At 58.4% G+C, this 17,524-nt stretch carries 15 protein-coding genes; 10 read left to right on the top strand and 5 right to left on the bottom strand.

All coding sequences use genetic code 11. The features are described from left to right. Position 1: 1 nt before the first annotated feature. Positions 2 to 1,177 carry a hypothetical protein gene (locus tag ADG881_RS06700; protein WP_007150668.1) on the bottom strand — a complete coding sequence of 392 codons (1,176 nt, stop codon included), beginning with the start codon at positions 1,175 to 1,177 and terminating at the stop codon, positions 2 to 4. 213 nt (positions 1,178 to 1,390) lie between these two features. Between ADG881_RS06700 and ADG881_RS06695 the strand changes: the two genes are divergently transcribed. The 6 genes from ADG881_RS06695 (at position 1,391) to ADG881_RS06670 (ending at position 7,390) form a co-directional block, all read left to right on the top strand. Continuing rightward, positions 1,391 to 4,024, top strand: a complete 2,634-nt coding sequence (locus ADG881_RS06695) for a PD40 domain-containing protein (RefSeq protein ID WP_007151613.1) — start codon at positions 1,391 to 1,393, stop codon at positions 4,022 to 4,024. Positions 4,025 to 4,071: 47 nt separating this feature from the next. Continuing rightward, complete coding sequence (locus tag ADG881_RS06690; RefSeq protein ID WP_007150604.1) at positions 4,072 to 4,833, top strand: outer membrane beta-barrel protein; 762 nt, start codon at positions 4,072 to 4,074, stop codon at positions 4,831 to 4,833. Then, entirely contained in the window at positions 4,803 to 5,471 is a 669-nt protein-coding gene (locus ADG881_RS06685; RefSeq protein WP_007151588.1) for an outer membrane beta-barrel domain-containing protein, read from the top strand. The genes ADG881_RS06690 and ADG881_RS06685 overlap by 31 nt, the downstream gene beginning before the upstream one ends. A gap of 82 nt (positions 5,472 to 5,553) precedes the next feature. Further along, a complete protein-coding gene (locus ADG881_RS06680) occupies positions 5,554 to 6,045 on the top strand; it encodes a TlpA disulfide reductase family protein (RefSeq protein WP_007150467.1) in 492 nt (163 codons plus the stop codon). Beyond that, positions 6,045 to 6,272 carry a DUF4266 domain-containing protein gene (locus tag ADG881_RS06675; protein WP_039926360.1) on the top strand — a complete coding sequence of 76 codons (228 nt, stop codon included), beginning with the start codon at positions 6,045 to 6,047 and terminating at the stop codon, positions 6,270 to 6,272. Before ADG881_RS06680 ends, ADG881_RS06675 begins: the two co-directional genes overlap by 1 nt. Beyond that, a complete protein-coding gene (locus ADG881_RS06670; protein ID WP_007148793.1) occupies positions 6,263 to 7,390 on the top strand; it encodes a DUF3570 domain-containing protein in 1,128 nt (375 codons plus the stop codon). Before ADG881_RS06675 ends, ADG881_RS06670 begins: the two co-directional genes overlap by 10 nt. A 75-nt stretch (positions 7,391 to 7,465) precedes the next feature. On the opposite strand, the gene ADG881_RS06665 is transcribed toward ADG881_RS06670, so the two are convergent. Then, the gene (locus ADG881_RS06665; protein ID WP_007149293.1) at positions 7,466 to 8,503 is read right to left on the bottom strand and encodes a phospholipase A; all 1,038 of its coding nucleotides are present in this window, start codon (positions 8,501 to 8,503) and stop codon (positions 7,466 to 7,468) included. Positions 8,504 to 8,542: 39 nt separating this feature from the next. Next, positions 8,543 to 8,731 carry a Trm112 family protein gene (locus tag ADG881_RS06660; protein ID WP_007151538.1) on the bottom strand — a complete coding sequence of 63 codons (189 nt, stop codon included), beginning with the start codon at positions 8,729 to 8,731 and terminating at the stop codon, positions 8,543 to 8,545. Between the two features lie 309 nt (positions 8,732 to 9,040). On the opposite strand from ADG881_RS06660, the gene ADG881_RS06655 reads away from it, so the two are divergent. The 3 genes from ADG881_RS06655 (at position 9,041) to ADG881_RS06645 (ending at position 13,094) form a co-directional block, all read left to right on the top strand. Next, positions 9,041 to 10,837, top strand: a complete 1,797-nt coding sequence (locus tag ADG881_RS06655) for an acyl-CoA dehydrogenase C-terminal domain-containing protein (protein WP_007151410.1) — start codon at positions 9,041 to 9,043, stop codon at positions 10,835 to 10,837. Positions 10,838 to 11,053: 216 nt separating this feature from the next. Continuing rightward, positions 11,054 to 12,571, top strand: coding sequence for a DUF945 family protein (locus ADG881_RS06650; protein WP_198005000.1), 1,518 nt, complete (start codon positions 11,054 to 11,056; stop codon positions 12,569 to 12,571). A gap of 121 nt (positions 12,572 to 12,692) precedes the next feature. Beyond that, positions 12,693 to 13,094 carry a YbaN family protein gene (locus tag ADG881_RS06645; protein WP_007149023.1) on the top strand — a complete coding sequence of 134 codons (402 nt, stop codon included), beginning with the start codon at positions 12,693 to 12,695 and terminating at the stop codon, positions 13,092 to 13,094. 35 nt (positions 13,095 to 13,129) lie between these two features. Here ADG881_RS06645 and gdhA read toward each other — a convergent pair whose 3' ends face one another. Next, positions 13,130 to 14,467 (bottom strand): NADP-specific glutamate dehydrogenase, encoded by a 1,338-nt coding sequence (gdhA, locus tag ADG881_RS06640; RefSeq protein WP_007149920.1) that lies wholly within the window; start codon positions 14,465 to 14,467, stop codon positions 13,130 to 13,132. 272 nt (positions 14,468 to 14,739) lie between these two features. On the opposite strand from gdhA, the gene ADG881_RS06635 reads away from it, so the two are divergent. Beyond that, a complete protein-coding gene (locus ADG881_RS06635) occupies positions 14,740 to 16,515 on the top strand; it encodes an acyl-CoA dehydrogenase C-terminal domain-containing protein (RefSeq protein ID WP_007150992.1) in 1,776 nt (591 codons plus the stop codon). A gap of 303 nt (positions 16,516 to 16,818) precedes the next feature. Here ADG881_RS06635 and ADG881_RS06630 read toward each other — a convergent pair whose 3' ends face one another. Further along, a complete protein-coding gene (locus ADG881_RS06630; protein ID WP_007150057.1) occupies positions 16,819 to 17,454 on the bottom strand; it encodes an endonuclease in 636 nt (211 codons plus the stop codon). Between the last annotated feature and the right edge of the window lie 70 nt (positions 17,455 to 17,524).

The raw sequence follows: 17,524 nt of genomic DNA, 5'->3' as shown, positions 1-17,524 counted from the left end.
GTTACTCCCCCATGCAGTAGGTGGCCGCATCGGAAAACAGGGTTTTCATGCGGTAGTTATCGTTCTTGAAATGGCTGGTCATGCTGGCCAGTTCAGCGGTGTCGGCGCCGTCGGCCGGTTTGCGCAGGCAGACGGTCTGGAAGACTTTCTCTGCCTGGCAGGTGGCAAAGACTTCACTGTGGGCCAGTTCCTTGCCCATGCTGGCAGCACCTTCGCCGCTGCCCGGGAGGCTCGGATCCCAGCCCAGGTTGGCATTGGGGCCTTTGCGCCAGTAGTTGTCCCAGCTGTTGTCGGGTGTGATGTAGCCCCAGGGGAAGTTGTTGCTGTTGATCAGGTATTTTCCCTGTACCCGGGTGCCGGTCTCGGCATCGTTGCCGCTGTTGTAGACCATGCGGCCGCCATTGCCTTCCTGTTCGCCTTCCCAGTCGTAGTAGGCAAAGGCCTGGGCCAGCGGGTCCATGCCGCTGTGACAGCCGATACAGCTGTTGCGGAAGATACGGCTGTCGCCACCGGGGCTGCGGCTCACGTCCTGGCGGATGCGGTCGGAGGGGCGGGTGGTGTCCTTGACCTGCTCCAGGTCACGACACATGTGATTCATCATGGTGAAGCGCAGCATGGCCCGGTTGGTGCCGGCGTAGAAAAAGGCGTTGGCGGCGGCGCGGGTCGTCAAGACGCCGGCCACGGCTTCTGCCGGGGTGCCGTACTGGCTGGCCTGGCTGCTTTCAGTGAGTACCGTGCTCAGATCCGCATGTTGATCTTCCAGCGCCTGGTAATGGGCATTGCTGGAGGGAGAGGCGGCCGGGCTGGCGTTGCCCACATAGAGCAGGTCACTGTAGAGAATGCGGCGGAAGTCCACGTCGTCACGGACCACACCGATGATGGTGGCGGTGTAGTCGTTGAGCGGTGCGAACACGTCCTGGGCTTCGTTGGTCCAGGGCGTGGCAAACTGCTTGATGGTGACGTTGTAGAAGGCCGGGTTGTCCATGGCCAGTTCGGCGGCCTCGGCCACCTGGTTGTTGTCAATCAGCTGCGCCATTTCGGTCAGCGTTGCGGCATCGGCCGGTACGCCGGCAAGCCGATTGTGGATGCGTTGAGCCTGATCCCGGCTGTTTGCCGTTGCTGTGGCGGATACCGCCATGGCAAGTGCGATCAGTATGATCCCCCGGTAGCCTTTCATGGGCTTGGTCCTTGTTGTTCTCTATGAGCACCGCGGCCGCATTCGGCGGTCGCCGGCAAGCCAGTAGTGATAATGGTATTACCGTTTAACAGATTTCCCGTATCCCGTGAGTATTCTGTATGACATTCTGCGTCACTCTCTGTGAAGTGACGCCCAGAAACTTAAGAAGATATTCGGGATACTGATGTAAACCTACGAAATACGGATGAACGGGTGAAAATAATAAAGCGTATTGGGGGACTCGGCCTGCTGGGAATGCTGGCAGCGCTTGGTGGCTGCGGCGGCCTGGACGGCAGTGAGCAGGCAAAAGATCCGACCGTGACCGAGATCCCGGTGGCCTATGTGCAGCGTACCCCGCCCCAGGGTGACATGGACGCGATGGCGCAGGAGACGCTGGAAGACCCGGCGGTTTTCCAGGCCGGTGCCCGGCTGATGGTGCGCGACAGTGCGTCATCCCGCGCTCAGGCCCGGGATGTGACCACGGCGCGGCTGGGTGCAGGCCATGATATCCGCGATCTCAGTGTCAGCCCGGACGGGACGCGATTGCTGTTTGCCGCCCGCGCGCCGGAAATTCCTGATGCGGATGAGGATGAGCAGCCCACCTGGAACGTTTGGGAATACGATTTTCAGGGCGGCGGGATCCACCGCCTGATCAGCAGTGATTTGCTGGCTGAAGAAGGCCAGGACCGCTACCCCGCCTACCTGCCCGATGGCCGCATTGTCTTTTCCTCCACTCGCCAGCGTCAGGCCCGGGCCCGTCTGCTGGATGAAGGTAAACCTCAGTTTTATCCCCTCGAGGAAGGGCGCGACGTGAGCGCTTTCGCCCTGCATGTGATGCAGCCGGACGGTTCGGATATTCAGCAGATTACCTTCAACATGAGTCACGATGTGGCGCCGCTGGTAAAAGCGGATGGCCGGGTGGTCTTCCTGCGTTGGGATAACAAGGACAATGAAGACCGTTTTGACCTGTACCGGGTGAACCCGGACGGGACCGCGCTGACGCCGTTGTACGGGGCTGAGAGCCATGCGCTTACGGACGATACCCGTCGCGAGTTTATGCCGCTCTCGTTTATGGGCGATGGCCGTTTGCTGACGGCCATCCGGTTACGTGAAACCGCCGCCGGGCAAATGGAGCCGGTGGCCATCGATATCGACAACTTCGTTAACCGTGAAGGCCCCTTGTTTGGCCGGGTGGCGGGGCAGGCGGAACAGGCTCTGCCGGGCCCGGATACCACGCTGACCGGAGACATTTCGGTGACCGGACGCATGGCGGACCTGGTTAGCCTGAATGATGGTACCGGGCGTTACCTGATGGCCTGGTCGCCGTGTCGTTTGCAGGACGGGGCGGTGTTGCGACCCTGTACCGACGAATACTTGCAGCAGGGTTTGCCGGAAGCTGAGCCGGCTTTCGGGCTGTGGATTCTGAATCCATCAGAAGGAACGCAGTTGCCGGTGGTGCAGCCTCAGCAGGGGCTATGGGTGACTGAGCTTGCTGTGGCCACGGCCAGTCGCATGGCTACCGTGGTGCCGGCGTCGGATCGGGACGAGGCGCTGGCCGATGCCAATATGGCACGTATCGATATCCGCAGCGTGTACGATCTGGATGGCGGTTTTTCCGATTTCATGAATCCGGGGCTGCCGGGCATCAACTCGATCGCGGATTTTAGTGATCCGGCCCAGGTCACGCCGGACCAGCGACGGGTGCGCTTCCTGCGTATCACCAAAGGCGTGCTGATCCCCGACGAAGACGTGCGCGATATCAGCGGCGCCCAGTTTGGTCGGGCAGCCAACTTCGGCATGCGTGAGATTGTCGGTTATGTGCCGGTGGAGCCGGACGGTTCCGTGCGGGCACGGGTGCCGGCAGATGCGCCGCTGGGCCTGCAATTGGTAGATGCAGACGGCAAGGCCGTGTTCAGCCGCCATGGTGCCTGGCTGAACCTGCGCCCTGGGGAGACACTGCAATGCCAGGGCTGCCACCGAACCAACAATCCACAGCCCCATGGGCGCATCGATGGTATGGCGCCATCGATCCATGACGGCGCACCGGTCACCGGCCAACCGTTCCCCAACAGCCGCGCCGATGTGGTGCCGTTTGCCGATGCCGGGGAAACCATGGCCCAGGCCCTGGCCCGTTTCCTGCCAGATAGCGAATGGCCGGCTATCAATATGCAGGCGTTTGATGCCTGGAGTGATCCAGCGCCGGATCCGGCCGATGAGCTATTGCTCAGCTATGACGATCTGGAGACCCCGGCTCCCGCCACGGCGGGCTGTCAGGCTCAATGGCAACCGGAATGCCGGACGGTGATTCACTACGAAGACCATATTCAGCCGATCTGGGATCTGCCCCGGGTGGCTGATGTGGGTGGCGTGATGGAAGACCGTACCTGCTCGTCGTGCCATAACCGTCGCGATGCCATGAATGCCTTGCAAGTGCCGCCTGCCCAGTTGGAACTCACCGGTGAGGCGTCACCGGACCAGCAGGACCAGCTCACCAGTTACCGGGAATTGTTGTTCAACGACAACGAGCTGGTGCTGGAAGACGGCGCTCTGGTGGATAACCTGATTATCGTCACCGATGGTGAAGGCAATGTGGTTTACCAAACCGATGAAGACGGCGAGTTGATTCTGGATAACAATGGCAACCCGATTCCCGTCACGGACACGGTGGCGGTGTCCGCTACCCTGCGGGCCGGGCAGGCCCGTAACTCCGGCGCTTTCTTTGATCGCTTCGCCACCGGCGGCGTGCATGAAGGCTGGCTGAGTGCGGCGGAGCAGCGCTTGATTGCCGAATGGATCGATCTGGGGGCGCAGCTGTATAACGACCCCTTCCGGGTGCCGGAAAACTGAGCGGGCTTTCCCGCGCCCTGACATGTATTGGAAAGGAGACGCACCCGGTGCGCCTTGTTGTAATTCTGTTATCACTGATTGCGGTGCTGCCGGCCTGGGCTGAGCCCGAGACTGGGGCCGATACCAAATCGGATACTGCGGCGGTGCGCGTCAAGGTGGCGGAGCCGTTTGTGGAAATTCACACCGGCCCGGGGCGCGGTTATCCCGTGTTTCATGTGGTGGAGCGCGATGCCCCGCTGACCCTGGAATATCGCCGTGCCGGCTGGATCAAGGTAAGCACCGTGCGTGGCCGGGTGGGCTGGGTGCCTCGTGAAGCGTTGCTGGCAACCCTGGATGGTAGCGAGCAAACCCCGGAGATGAAAAGCCTGGGCCAGGAAGCATTCCAGGCTGGCCATTGGCAGGCGTCGGTGCTGATGGGGGAGCTGGATGAAGTGACCTCACTGGCGTTTGCGCTGGGTTACCGAATGACGGAAAACCTGTCTGCGGAAGCCATGTTCACCCAGGCCAGCGGCCCCTTCGCCAACAACAAACTGATCGATATTAACTTGCAGCACGAGATGTTCCCGCGTTGGCGGGTCTCTCCCTATGTCATGCTGGGTACCGGGCGCGCCAAAATCGAGCCTCGGGCCACGGTGGTGACACCGGAAAACCGTGATGAGAATTTTGCCTTCGCTGGGGCGGGCCTGAAAGCCTACCTGTCGCGAGGATTTGTTCTGCGCGGCGAGTACCGTAGCTATGTGCTGTTTACCCAGGAAGACGACAACCGGAATTTGGAAGAATGGAAACTCGGTTTCTCTGTACTGTTCTAGCGGCATCCCTGCTGCTGCCACTGCAAAGCGTGGCGGCGGAACAAGAGGGTGACAACAAGGCCACCGTTCGGGATGCGGATGCGGAATCCGTGCTCGACCCGCGTATTGAACGCCGTCATATCAAAGAGGCGGACATCGATGCGGAAAATTTCGAGATCGGCCTCTACACCGGCATTCTCTCCATTGAGGATTTCGGCAGTGACCCGGTGCTGGGGGTGCGGCTGGATTACCACCTGTCTGAGGATGTATTCCTGGAAGGCAGTCTGGGCCGTTCCAAGGCCGGGGAAACCAGTTTTGAAACCCTGAATGCGGGGGTTCAGCTGCTCACCGATGATGAGCGTGAATACACCTATTATCAGGTGGGCGTGGGCTACAACCTGCTGCCGGGCGAGGCGTTTCTGTCGGAAAACCGTGCCTACAACAATGCATTGTATTTAATGGGCGGAGCCGGCATGACGGACTTTGCCGGCGATGACCAGTTCACGCTGAGTCTGGGTGTGGGGTACCGTTTGTTGCTTAATGACTGGATGGCGGTGCGCGTGGACATGAAAGATCACATCTTCAATCTGGATGTGCTGGGTGAAGACAAAACCACCCATAACCTGGAATTAACCGCAGGCATCGGGGTGTTTTTCTGATCACCCCCGGTCACGCTCCGGGGCCGTCAGAACGGGCGGAAGCAGCATAAAAAAGCAGGCAAATACAGTGAGGGGAAGCACAATGAAAAAATGGCTATCAGGGGTGCTGTGTGGGGTGCTGTGCGTGTGGAGCCTGGGGGCGAGCGCAGACGTAACCGGCCAGGCGCCGGACTTTACCCTGAAATCCAGCAGCGGCGAGAACATCAAGCTGAGTGAGCTGCGCGGCACGGTGGTGTTGCTGAACTTCTGGGCGTCCTGGTGCGGCCCGTGCCGTACGGAAATGCCCTTGCTGGATGAGCTCTATCAGGAATATCGCGACTATGGTTTTACCATTCTCGGCGTGAACCTGGATGAAAACCGGGATCAGGCCAACCTGCTGCTGGATAAAATTCCCGTGAGCTTTCCGGTGTTATTCGATCCGGCCAACAGCACCAGTGAGACCTACCAGGTGGATGCCATGCCGACCACGGTGCTGATCGACCGCAATGGCAAGGTGCGCTATCACCACCGTGGCTACAAGGACGGTTATATGGATCACTACCGGACCGAGGTGAAGGAACTGGTGCTCGAATAATGCGACAGACCGCGCTGATTTCCCTGTTGATTGCCGCCGCCCTGGGCAGTGGCTGTTCATCCGTACAGCCCTGGCTCAAGCCTTACGAGCGTGCCCGGCTGGCCGACCCGGTGATGAATCCGGCAGCCAACCCTGCATCGGATAACTACATGCACCACGTGCATCAGGCCCGTGAAGCCATGCGCGGAGCAGAAGGCAGTGCCGGCGGAGGCTGTGGATGCAACTGATGTGGGGGCTACGAGTCGGGGCGCTGTGGTTGCTAACGGCCAGTGCGTTGGCGGCGGTGTTGCCGGAGGATCGGCTGGATGTATTGCGCCATGCCTACGATGGCGGCGGCATGGATATCAAGGGCCCGTCGGTGCTGGTGCGCAAGTCTTTTGCAGATAAAGTCTCGGTGCGTGCCAATTACTATGTGGACAAGGTGTCGGCGGCTTCCATTGACGTGGTGACCAGCGCCAGCCCTTATTCAGAAGAGCGCACCGAAAAAAGTGTCGGTATCGATTACCTGGCGGGCAAAGCCATTTATTCACTGAGCTACGGCAACAGTGAAGAAAGTGACTTTGAAGCCAACTCGGTGCACTTCGATATGAGCCAGGATTTTTTCGGGGACCTGACCACCCTGAGCCTGGGCTATTCGAAAGGCTGGGACGAAGTGTTCCGTACCGGCGACAACAGCTTCGCTGAAGAGGCGGACCGTCAACACTTTCGTATTGGCTTGAGCCAGGTGCTGACGAAAAACCTGATCGGCAGCATCGGCCATGAACTGATTACCGATGAAGGCTACCTGAATAACCCTTACCGATCGGTGCGCTACCTGACTTCACCCAACAGCTACAGCTTTGAACCGGAGCGTTACCCCAATACCCGAACCAGTGAGGCCACGGCGATCCGGTTGTCGTATTACCTGCCATGGCGTGCCGGGTTGCACGGGGAATATCGAATTTATAGCGACTCCTGGGGCGTGGATGCCAATAGCTGGCAGCTTCAGCTGATTCAGCCCATCGGCCAGCGCTGGACGGTGGAGACCCGCTACCGGAGTTACCAGCAGGGTGATGCGGATTTTTATGCAGACCTGTTCCCGTTTCAGGATTCCCAGAATTTCCTGGCCCGAGACAAGGAATTGAGCGAGTTCTCTTCCACGGTGATTGGTCTGGGGGTGGGTTTCCAGTTCAGTAAACCCAACTGGGACACCATCAGCAAGGCCGGCCTGCACCTGTGGGTGGACCGCTTCAATTTCGATTACGATAACTTCCGTGATATCCGGGTACAGACCACACCCGGTACCGAGCCTTTGTACAGCTTTGATGCCACCGTAACCCGGTTGCTGTTTACGCTGTGGTACTGAGCTGCCAGCACGCATCATGCTGATTCTTCCGTGTTGCATGATGCGTGCAGCGTGTTGCGTCTCTCTATGCGTCTCTTACAATGAATCCGTCAACAGAATCCCGAAGCTGTAGCGGTTTTCATAATTGTCGTAGTTGATCAGCGAATCCCCGTAACCCGAGAACACCTGTACCAGCCCTTTGAAACGCTTGCTTAACGGGAACGAATAGTTGATGCGGGCGGCACCCTTGTTTTCCGAACGCAGATTATTGCGCAGCATCAGTTCAATCACGTGATTGCCGAACGGGCGGGCCACTTCCAGTTCAAAGTTACCCATGTACTTTTCGATATCCGGGTTGTCGTCACCACGGGGATCCAGCGGATCGTCTTTCTCATCTTCCGGTATGCGATACCAGGGTTTGAAGGACCAGTAATAATCGTTGGTCTTGAAAATATAGTTCAGGAAAACCCGGTTCCAGCTGCGCGATACCGGGACATCCTGGCCGTTGGATTCATGGACCACCCCCATGGCGAGCAGCTCCGAGTCCAGCGGGCCGATCTGCCAGTCGATGGGCTTGGTAATGAACAGCTCAGGTTCGTAATTGGCTTCGCGGAACGGGGCAGAGAGCTCGCTGTTATAGGCCTGCCAGTAAAAGGTGCCGGTGAATGCCATCCACAGGGTGATGTCATCCACAATCTTTTCCTTGATCGGGGCTTTCAGCGATAACTGGAATTTCACCTCGGTGGGCTGCAGGTCGCTGTCGTTCTTGGTGGGGTCGTTCCACTGCCGGTTGGACCAGTAGCTGTAGGGCAGCAGGTAATTACGGCGATGGGGAGTAATGACGAAGGGGTTGCCCTGGGTGGTGTTCTCCAGTGCTAGTCTGGCCCGCAGTGCATCTTCGTGGGCGCTGATCTTGTCCTGTTCTTCGCCATTGGTGCACCAGCCACGCATCTCCTGCAAGGTTACCTTGCCGTTGGCGGTCTGGGCGCTGCGCAACAGGCAGTCATTAAGCTTTTGCTCTTCGGTCATGCTGGCGGGGGCGGTATCGGGAACCGGCGTGTCGTTATCGACGGGCTCCTGAGCGCACAACGGGGAGCTGGCCAGCGCCAGGGCAAAACAAAGCCGCTTATGCATAAAAGGCCTTCCTGTGGCGAAGTGTTATGTGGCGGGGCTCTACAGCGATTGAGCTTCCTCATCACCCATGGTGCGAGCTTGCTCTTCCAGCATGACAGGGATGCCGTCGCGTACCGGGTAGGCCAGGCCACTGGCCTTGCACTTCAGTTCAGCCGACTTTTCATCGTAGATCAGCGGTGCTTTGCTCACCGGGCAAACCAGAATATCCAGCAGGTTGGGATCAATCATTTCACTATTCCTTAACAGGCTGTTAAACCGTAATCCCGCGAGTATACCGAAACCCGAGGGGCTTGAGAGGTCAACGGGGGCAGACCGGTGCTTTTTTACGGTTGCCAGGTAAATGCCTTTTAAATCAGCGCGGTTAGAGGGCAAACGGTAGTTTCAAACGCTTGTTTGACTTGCGGGTCACAAATAGGGGTGGAGACGTGCTGGAGGCCTGACCTAAGATTAGCGTCCCAAGGAGTACTTCAGAGACTCCCCTACACTGGCGAGCCGCGGCCCGCCTCATTGTCACCGGTAATTTAAGGGAGATTTGAGATGCCGGATTACAAGGCTCCCCTGCGCGATATGCGCTTTGTACTGAATGAAGTGCTGGATCTGGATGGCCACTACGCCAGCCTGGGTCTGGAAGACATCAACAGCGAACTGCTGAATGCTTTCCTGGAAGAAGGCGCCAAGTTCTCCGAAAACGAGCTGGCTCCCCTGAACCGTTCCGGTGATGAGGAAGGCTGTGGTTTCGATAACGGTGTGGTGACCACGCCGAAAGGCTTTAAAGAAGCCTATACCAAATACGTGGAAGGCGGCTGGCCGGCCATGGGCGGCGACCCGGAATTCGGCGGCCAGGGCCTGCCCGGTTCTGCTGGTATCGCGATTTCTGAAATGACCGGTTCCGCCAACTGGTCCTGGAGCATGTACCCGGGCCTGTCCCACGGTGCGGTTGCGACCATCGAAGAGCACGGTACCGACGAGCAGAAAAACGGCTACCTGCCCAAGCTGACCAGCGGTGAGTGGACCGGCACCATGTGCCTGACCGAGCCGAGCTGTGGTTCCGACCTGGGCATTCTCAAGTCCAAGGCCGAGCCTAACGCAGACGGTTCCTACAGCATCACCGGCACCAAGATCTTCATCTCCGCCGGCGAACACGATATGGCTGAGAACATCATCCACATCGTGCTGGCCCGTCTGCCGGGTGCCCCGAAAGGTACCAAGGGTATTTCCCTGTTCATCGTGCCCAAGTTCCTCACCGACGGTAACGGCAGTGTGGGTGAGCGCAATGCGGTGACCTGTGGTTCCATCGAACACAAGATGGGCATCAAGGCTTCCGCTACCTGCGTAATGAACTTCGACGGTGCTACCGGTTACCTGATCGGTCCGGAGAACAAAGGCCTGAACTGCATGTTCACCTTTATGAACTTTGCCCGTCTGGGCACGGCCATTCAGGGTGTTGCCCACGCTGAAATCGGTTTCCAGGGTGGTCTGACCTACGCCAAGGATCGTCTGGCCATGCGTAGCCTGTCTGGCCCGAAAAACCCGGAAGGCCCGGCGGACCCGATCATCGTTCACCCGGACGTGCGTCGCATGCTGCTGACCTCCAAGTCCTTCGCGGAAGGTGGTCGTGCACTGGTTTACCTGTGTGCCCAGCTGGGTGACAAGGTGAAGCTGGAGAAAGACGAAGCGGCCCGTAAGGAAGCCGACGACCTGATGGCTCTGCTGACCCCGATCGCCAAGGCGTTCGTGACCGAAGCGGGCCTGGAAGCCGCTAACCACGGTGTGCAGATCTACGGTGGCCACGGCTTTATCCGTGAGTGGGGCATGGAGCAGAACGTACGTGATGCCCGTATCTCTACCCTGTACGAAGGCACCACCGGTATCCAGGCGCTGGATCTGCTGGGCCGCAAAGTGATGATGACTCAGGGGCAGGCCCTGCGTAACTTCACCAAGATCGTGCACCAGTTCTGTGAAGCCAATGGCGACAATGCGGACCTGAAAGAATTCCTGGAGCCGCTGGCCGGCTACAACAAGGAATGGGGCGAGCTGACTCAGGCCATCGGCATGCAGGCCATGCAGAACCCGGAATACGTGGGCGCCGCCTCGGTGGACTACCTGATGTACTCCGGCTACGTGACCCTGGCCTACCTGTGGGCCCGTATGGCGTCCGTGGCCCATGCCGCACTGGAATCCGGTGCCGGTGATGAGGACTTCTACAAGGCCAAGATCAGCACTGCACGCTTCTACTTCAAGCGTATCCTGCCGCGCGTGGCTGGCCATAAAGGCGCCATCGAAGGTGGTCTGGACTGCATGATGGATCTGGATGCGGAACACTTTGCATTCTGATTTTTCCTGTAGATAAAAAAGCCCGCCTCTCTTGGCGGGCTTTTTTTTGCTTCATTTTTGGGTTCAAGACAACGCGGAATTGAATCGGTGCAACGCCAGGTTAGCGAGAGATAACGTGCCTGTGGTGGTTGGCGGGCTGATCGTTACTCCCGGTGTTTTTCCGCTATAGTGATGCACTTCAAAAAACGGGGTAACAGGGACGAAGGGGGAATACCCATGAAAAAAGGACTCGTGCTGGTTGTAGTGCTGGTCGTACTGCCGGTAGCGGCATGGTTGGCGGCTACCTTTTATGTGGGCCTGCGGGTTGAGCAGGTGGTCCGCGATGAAGTCGCGAAGATGGAAATACTGCCGGGGCAGAAGGATATTCTGCTGGATGTAGTGCGTTACGAGCGTGGTTTGTTGTCCTCCAGTGCGCATACCTGCCTGATCATTCAGGGAGAGCTGGCGGCCATGCCGCAAGCGGCGGCGTTGTCCGGTCAGGTTTGTTCGCTGAGCACGATCCATCATGGCCCGCTGGCGTTCACCGATGATGGGCTGAAGGTCGGCCTGGCCAGCACCCGGGAAGTGCTGGACCTGTCGGCTTTGCCGCCTGAGAGCAAGGCGCTGGTCGAGCAACTGTTCAAGGGCAAGGCTCCTCTCGTCGGGAACAGCTTTTATGGTTTTGATGGCAGCGTCCGTATTCGGGTGGCGCTCGCCCCGGTCGATCTGGATTCGCCCATGGGCAAGATCGTGCTGGAACAGCTTCAGGTGGATGTGCATCGCCCGAATATCGACGGCTACCCGGTGAACAGCTTTGTGACGCTCAAGGGGCTGAATATCAATGCACCACAGGGGCAAATGGCGATTGAATCGCTGACCGGCTCGGTGGATGTGGTGGATATGCTTGGCGACATCCTGCCGCTGACCGACATGAACCTGAACGGCAAGGGGCTGGTGTATGCGCAGAATGACCTGCCGCTGCTGGGGTTCGATTTTACCCTGCAGGGTAGCAGCCAGGATGATGGTGACACGCTGGCCGGTAAAAGTGGCTTGTGGGTGGATAACGTTATCGGCGCCATGGTGCCCATGCCGATGGACAGTGCTTACCTGGGCATGAATTACGCCGGCCTGGACAAGCAGGCGTTAATCAAGGTCAACGCCCTCAACAACGAACTGGACCAGCTGCAAACCAACATGCTGCTGGGGGCCATGGCCAACAGTGAGCCGGCGGATCCGCAGCAAACGATTGCCAGAATCAAGACGCTGATTGACGAGATGATGACGGTGATCGGGGAGCAGTTGCTGCACCCCGGTGACAGCCGCCTGGCCATGCAATTGCTGGTGGACAATGCTGATGAGCGCCAGCTTAGCCTGGATGCCCGTACCCGCTATCTCGGGCTTGAGGGCCGTAACTTGCCACTGCAAGAGCTGCAGGGTCTCACCGAGCAGCAAATGAACCAGATGCTGGATGTCTCTGTGCAGGTGGATATGAATCAAGCCGTTATTCCACCGCCGTTAGCCATGCGGTTGCCCGGTTTGGCTGCCCAGGGGCTGGTGGTTCAGCAGGGTGATCGGTGGAGCAGTGTACTCAACGCCAGTGGTGATGAGGTGGTGCTTAATGGCGAGACCATTCCGGTTGCGATGCTCAAGCAGCGCCTTGAAGCGGCCAGTGGACTGGCTGGCGCTGCCGGGGATGCCCAGACCGTCCCACAGGACGGGGAGTTGCCTGCAGAAAGTGGTTCAGAGGTTCCCTAGCTCTGTCCGGTCACTGCGTTGCTGTACTCGTTGACGTCAGTCATCAGGCGTTTGATTGTGGAGGTTTTTTCAATTCAGGCGTACTGGTGCATGCTGTAGTGACGTTTCAGGAGTGTGAGCAATGATCAGAGTCGTTGCCTGGCGATTACTGGCGGTGTTCTGCGTGGCCCTGGGGATGATCGGTGTGGTGATCCCCGGCCTGCCCACGGTGCCGTTTCTGCTGGTGGCCGCCTGGGCGGGAACCCGTGGCTGGCCCCGGCTGGAAGCTTGGCTGCTGGGGCATCCGAAATACGGTCCGAGCATCCGTGACTGGCGCGAGCAGGGCGCGGTATCGCGCCGGGCTAAAATCGCTGCTTCGGTGATGATGCTGCTCAGTGTGGTGATTATTGCTTTTTCCGGTGCCCATGTGGCTGTGAAGTTGGGGGTGCCGGCGATATTGGCGCTGACTGCCAGTTGGCTGTGGGCACGGCCGGAGCCGCTAGCCGCGAATCTCGAGCACAAAGACAAACAAGCTGGCCGGTAATGCCGGCCTGCCTGTTTGTGTCTGTTGGGGCCTTGCTACACCACGCCCTGTGCCAGCATGGCATCAGCGACTTTGACAAAACCCGCAATATTGGCACCTCGGACATAGTCAGTGGTGCCGTCGATTTTTCCGTACTCCAGGCAGGAGTGGTGGATGCGCTGCATGATTGAATGCAGTCGCTCGTCCACTTCGCCGGACGTCCAGTTCAAGCGCAAGCTGTTCTGACTCATTTCCAGTCCGGATACCGTAACGCCTCCGGCGTTGGCTGCCTTGCCCGGAGCAAACAGGGTGTCGGCGTCGCGGAAGATATCCATGGCTTCGAGGGTGCAAGGCATGTTGGCGCCTTCGGCAACCACCTGGCAATTATTTTTGATCAGGGTCCGGGCGTTCTCACCGTCCAGTTCATTCTGGGTTGCGCATGGCAGGGCGATATCGCAGGGGATGTGCCATGGGCGCTGGCCTTCCAGATATTCAACATCCAGATCCTTGCTGGCTTCGCTGAGCCGTGCCCGGCGCTCATTCTTCAGCTCGGCAATATAAAGCAGATCGTCTTCTGTCATTCCCTGTGGGAAGAACAACGTGCCGCTGGAATCGGAAAGGGTGAGCACCTTGCCACCCAAATCCAGTACCTTGCGGGCGGCAAACTGGGCCACATTGCCGGAGCCGGAAATCAAGGTCTGCTTTCCTTCCAGCCCGCTATGGCGGGTTTTCATCATTTCTTCAACGAAATAAACGCAGCCATAACCAGTGGCTTCCGGGCGAATTCGTGAGCCGCCGAAGGAGAAGCCTTTTCCGGTAAAGGTGCCGGTGAATTCATTGGTGAGTTTTTTGTACATGCCAAACATGTAGCCCACTTCCCGGGCGCCGACGCCGATATCCCCGGCAGGGATATCCAGGTTCGGACCAATGTGGCGGAACAGCTCGGCGATAAACGCTTGGCAGAAGCGCATGATTTCGGCGTCGGACTTCCCTTTGGGGTCAAAGTCCGCGCCGCCCTTGCCGGAGCCCATGGGCAGGGAGGTCAACGAGTTTTTAAACGTTTGCTCAAAGGCGAGGAATTTGAGAATGCCCAGGTTGACCGATGGATGGAAACGCAGCCCGCCTTTGTAGGGGCCGATGGCGCTGTTCATCTGCACACGGTAACCGCGATTGACATGCACTTGACCGTTATCATCCTGCCACGCCACCCTGAACTGGATTACCCGCTCAGGCTCAACAAGTCTTTCTAGCAGCCCCATGGACCGATATTTCGGGTTTTGTTCCAGAAAAGGCCAGAGTGAGCGCAGCACTTCTTCGCTTGCCTGATGGAAAGCGGTTTGTTCCGGGTCGCGCTGTTTTATATGCTGAAGAAAGTCCTGTAACCCTGATGGCATAAGGGGGTCCTGAGCTTTGGGGAAATGGAGTTGCATTAATTTGGTGCACTATAGTGCACCAAATTGAATCGTTACGGGAGTCTTGTTTCTGTTTGAAAGTCTGCGATATCGATTGCCCGTGTCGAGCCTCGATCCTGCAGGGTGGGGAGGCGGCTGGAAGCGCAATAAAACGGCGAAATACGTGGTATGAACGCCGGGTCACAAATAAGCCTGTAACCCGGCCGCCGGGCTGCCTAAAATTCGCACCCTGCCAACTTTCGGGAGATGTGCAAATGGCGACCTATAAAGCCCCCCTCGAGGACATGCGTTTTGTTCTCAACGATGTGTTCAAAGCGGATCAGCTCTGGGCCTCCATGCCGGCCACCGCAGAGGTGACTCAGGATTTGTCCGATGCCATTCTGGAAGAAGCGGGCAAAATGACCGAAGGCCTGCTGTTCCCGCTGAATCGTAACAGCGATGAGCAGGGCTGTACCTGGAACGACGGGGAAGTAACCACCCCGGACGGTTTCAAGGATGCATTCAAGACGTTCGCCGAAAACGGCTGGAGCGCATTTTCCGGTAACCCGGAGTTCGGTGGCCAGGGTATGCCCAAGTCACTGGCGGTACTGTTCGAAGAAATGATGCACAGTGCCTGCTCTTCGTTTGCCCTGTACCCGGCGCTGACCAGCGGTGCCTGCCTGGCGGTAGACGCGCATGCCTCTGAAGAGCTGAAGGGGCAGTACTTGCCCAAGCTCTACAGCGGTGAGTGGAGCGGCACCATGTGCCTGACCGAACCTCACTCCGGGACCGATCTGGGCATCCTGCGCACCAAGGCCGTGCCCAACGATGATGGCTCCTTCAACATCACCGGCACCAAGATTTTCATCACCGGCGGCGAGCATGACCTGACCGGCAACCATATCCACCTGGTGCTGGCCAAGCTGCCGGACGCGCCGGCTGGCTCCAAAGGCATCTCCCTGTTCCTGGTGCCCAAGTTCCTGCCCGATGCGGACAACAACCCGGGCGAGGCCAATGGCGCTACCTGTGGTTCCATCGAGCACAAGATGGGCATCAAGGGCTCGGCCACTTGCGTGATGAACTTCGACGATGCCAAAGGCTGGATCATCGGTGAGCCGAACCAGGGGCTGGCGTGCATGTTCACCATGATGAACTACGAGCGTTTGTCTATCGGTCTGCAAGGCCTGGGCCTGGGTGAAGCCAGCTACCAGAGCGCGGTGGAATACGCCCGCGAACGTCTGCAGGGCCGCAGCGCCACCGGCGCGAAAAACCCGGAAGGGCCAGCGGATCCGATCATCGTGCACGGTGATGTGCGCCGCATGCTGATGAACATGCGTGCCATCAACGAAGGGGGCCGTGCACTGGCCGCCTACGTGGGCATGCAGCTGGATACCTCCAAGTTCAGCGAAGACGCAGACGCCAAGAAAAAAGCGGAAGATCGCGTGGCGCTGTTGACCCCGATTGCCAAGGCCTTCTTCACCGACCGTGGCCTGGATACCACCATCACCGGTCAGCAGGTGTTCGGTGGTCACGGTTATATCCGTGAGTGGGGCATGGAGCAGTTCGTTCGTGATTGCCGTATTTCCCAGATCTACGAAGGCACCAACGGCATTCAGGCCCTCGACCTGGCCGGCCGCAAAGTGGCTCGCAACGGCGGCAAGTCCGTGGATGCATTCCTGGCGGATGCCCAGGCCTGGGTTGATGCCAATGCCGACAACGCGCAGCTGGCTGCAGTAAAAGAGGACCTGCAAGCGGCTTTGGCACTGCTGAAGTCCTCCACCGATACGCTGCTGGCCCAGGCCGGTGACAACCCGGATGCCATCAGTGCCGGTGCGGTGGAGTATCTGGATATCTTCGGGTATGTGATCTACGCATGGCTGTGGGCCCAGATGCTGGCGGCCACAGACGGTCGTGATGATGACTTCGTCAAAGCCAAGCGCATCACCGGTCAGTACTACTTCCAGCGTGTGTTGCCGAAAGCCCAGTCCCTGGCTGCCCAGCTGAACAGTGGGGCGGCTACCATGATGGACCTGGATGCGGATCTGTTTTAAAGGCCGCTGCATGTGGCACGCAACACGCCGCACGCATTAAAAAAACCGCACCCCTCAAGGGTGCGGTTTTTTTATGGTTCATCACGGCAGCCTCTCAGGCGATGGGTTTTACGTCAGGCTCCCTGGCGTTTGGCAAAGTGCGGAATATTCGCGATAAGCCAATCAAACGGTGAAAAGCGTGTTATTCACTCCAATCCGCATCCCATTCCCTTCAGCGCGTAGCACAGGAAGATAGGGTTTACCCGGTCTTGCGACGTGTTGTTGCCTGCTGCATGAAGCGTGCTGCGTCTCTCCGCGTCTCTGCTACGGAAACTGCATATTTAATGGTGAGCTGCCTTGCAGGCTTTGTGCGCGGTCGGGCTCGTCGATGAAGGGGTTGCGGTTGCCCTGCAGTTGCTCAATCACGTTATTGCGGCGGCGCTCTTCGGCGGTGACCGGGTCTTCCTGGTTCCAGCGTTGGTACATATCCAGGGTGCCGAGCAGGGGGAGCTCGTAGCGTTCGTGGAGATAGAGCATGGCCCGGGCCACGTCCCCCTTGGCGTTGACCGGGGGCTCGAATACCTGGAACGATTGTTTGTAACCGCAGTTGCTGTCTTTTTCTGTGGTGTCCGGCAGATCGCCAAACAGGGTTCGCCGGCGGTCCAGCTCGGCGCGGCGGGTGACGGGGAAGAGGGCGTGGCGGTCTTTACGAATATCGGAGAATTGCGGATTGTTTTCGCAAAGACGAGTACTCCGGCAACCAAAGTGCTGTGCCAGCCGGCGTTCATCGTAAATCTGCTCTACTGAAATGCGATCACCGGGCTGAAAGGATTCCTGACAATAAAGGGTGTCGCCTCCGTTGGCGTAAACCTGCTTGAGAAAGAGTGCGTCCATGCCATCGGCAAAGCTGGCCGAAACCGGCAAAAAACTTGCCAGTAAGGCAAGTGTCAATTTGTGCATATTGTGAATCCTGTCACATTATCAATATTGCCATCTTAGCCCCCAAGGCCAGGGTGACGGATATCTACAA

It is taken from the genome of Alcanivorax sp. DG881 (genome assembly GCF_000155615.1).
Taxonomy (GTDB): domain Bacteria; phylum Pseudomonadota; class Gammaproteobacteria; order Pseudomonadales; family Alcanivoracaceae; genus Alcanivorax.
This window is presented reverse-complemented; position numbering and strand designations above follow the sequence as displayed.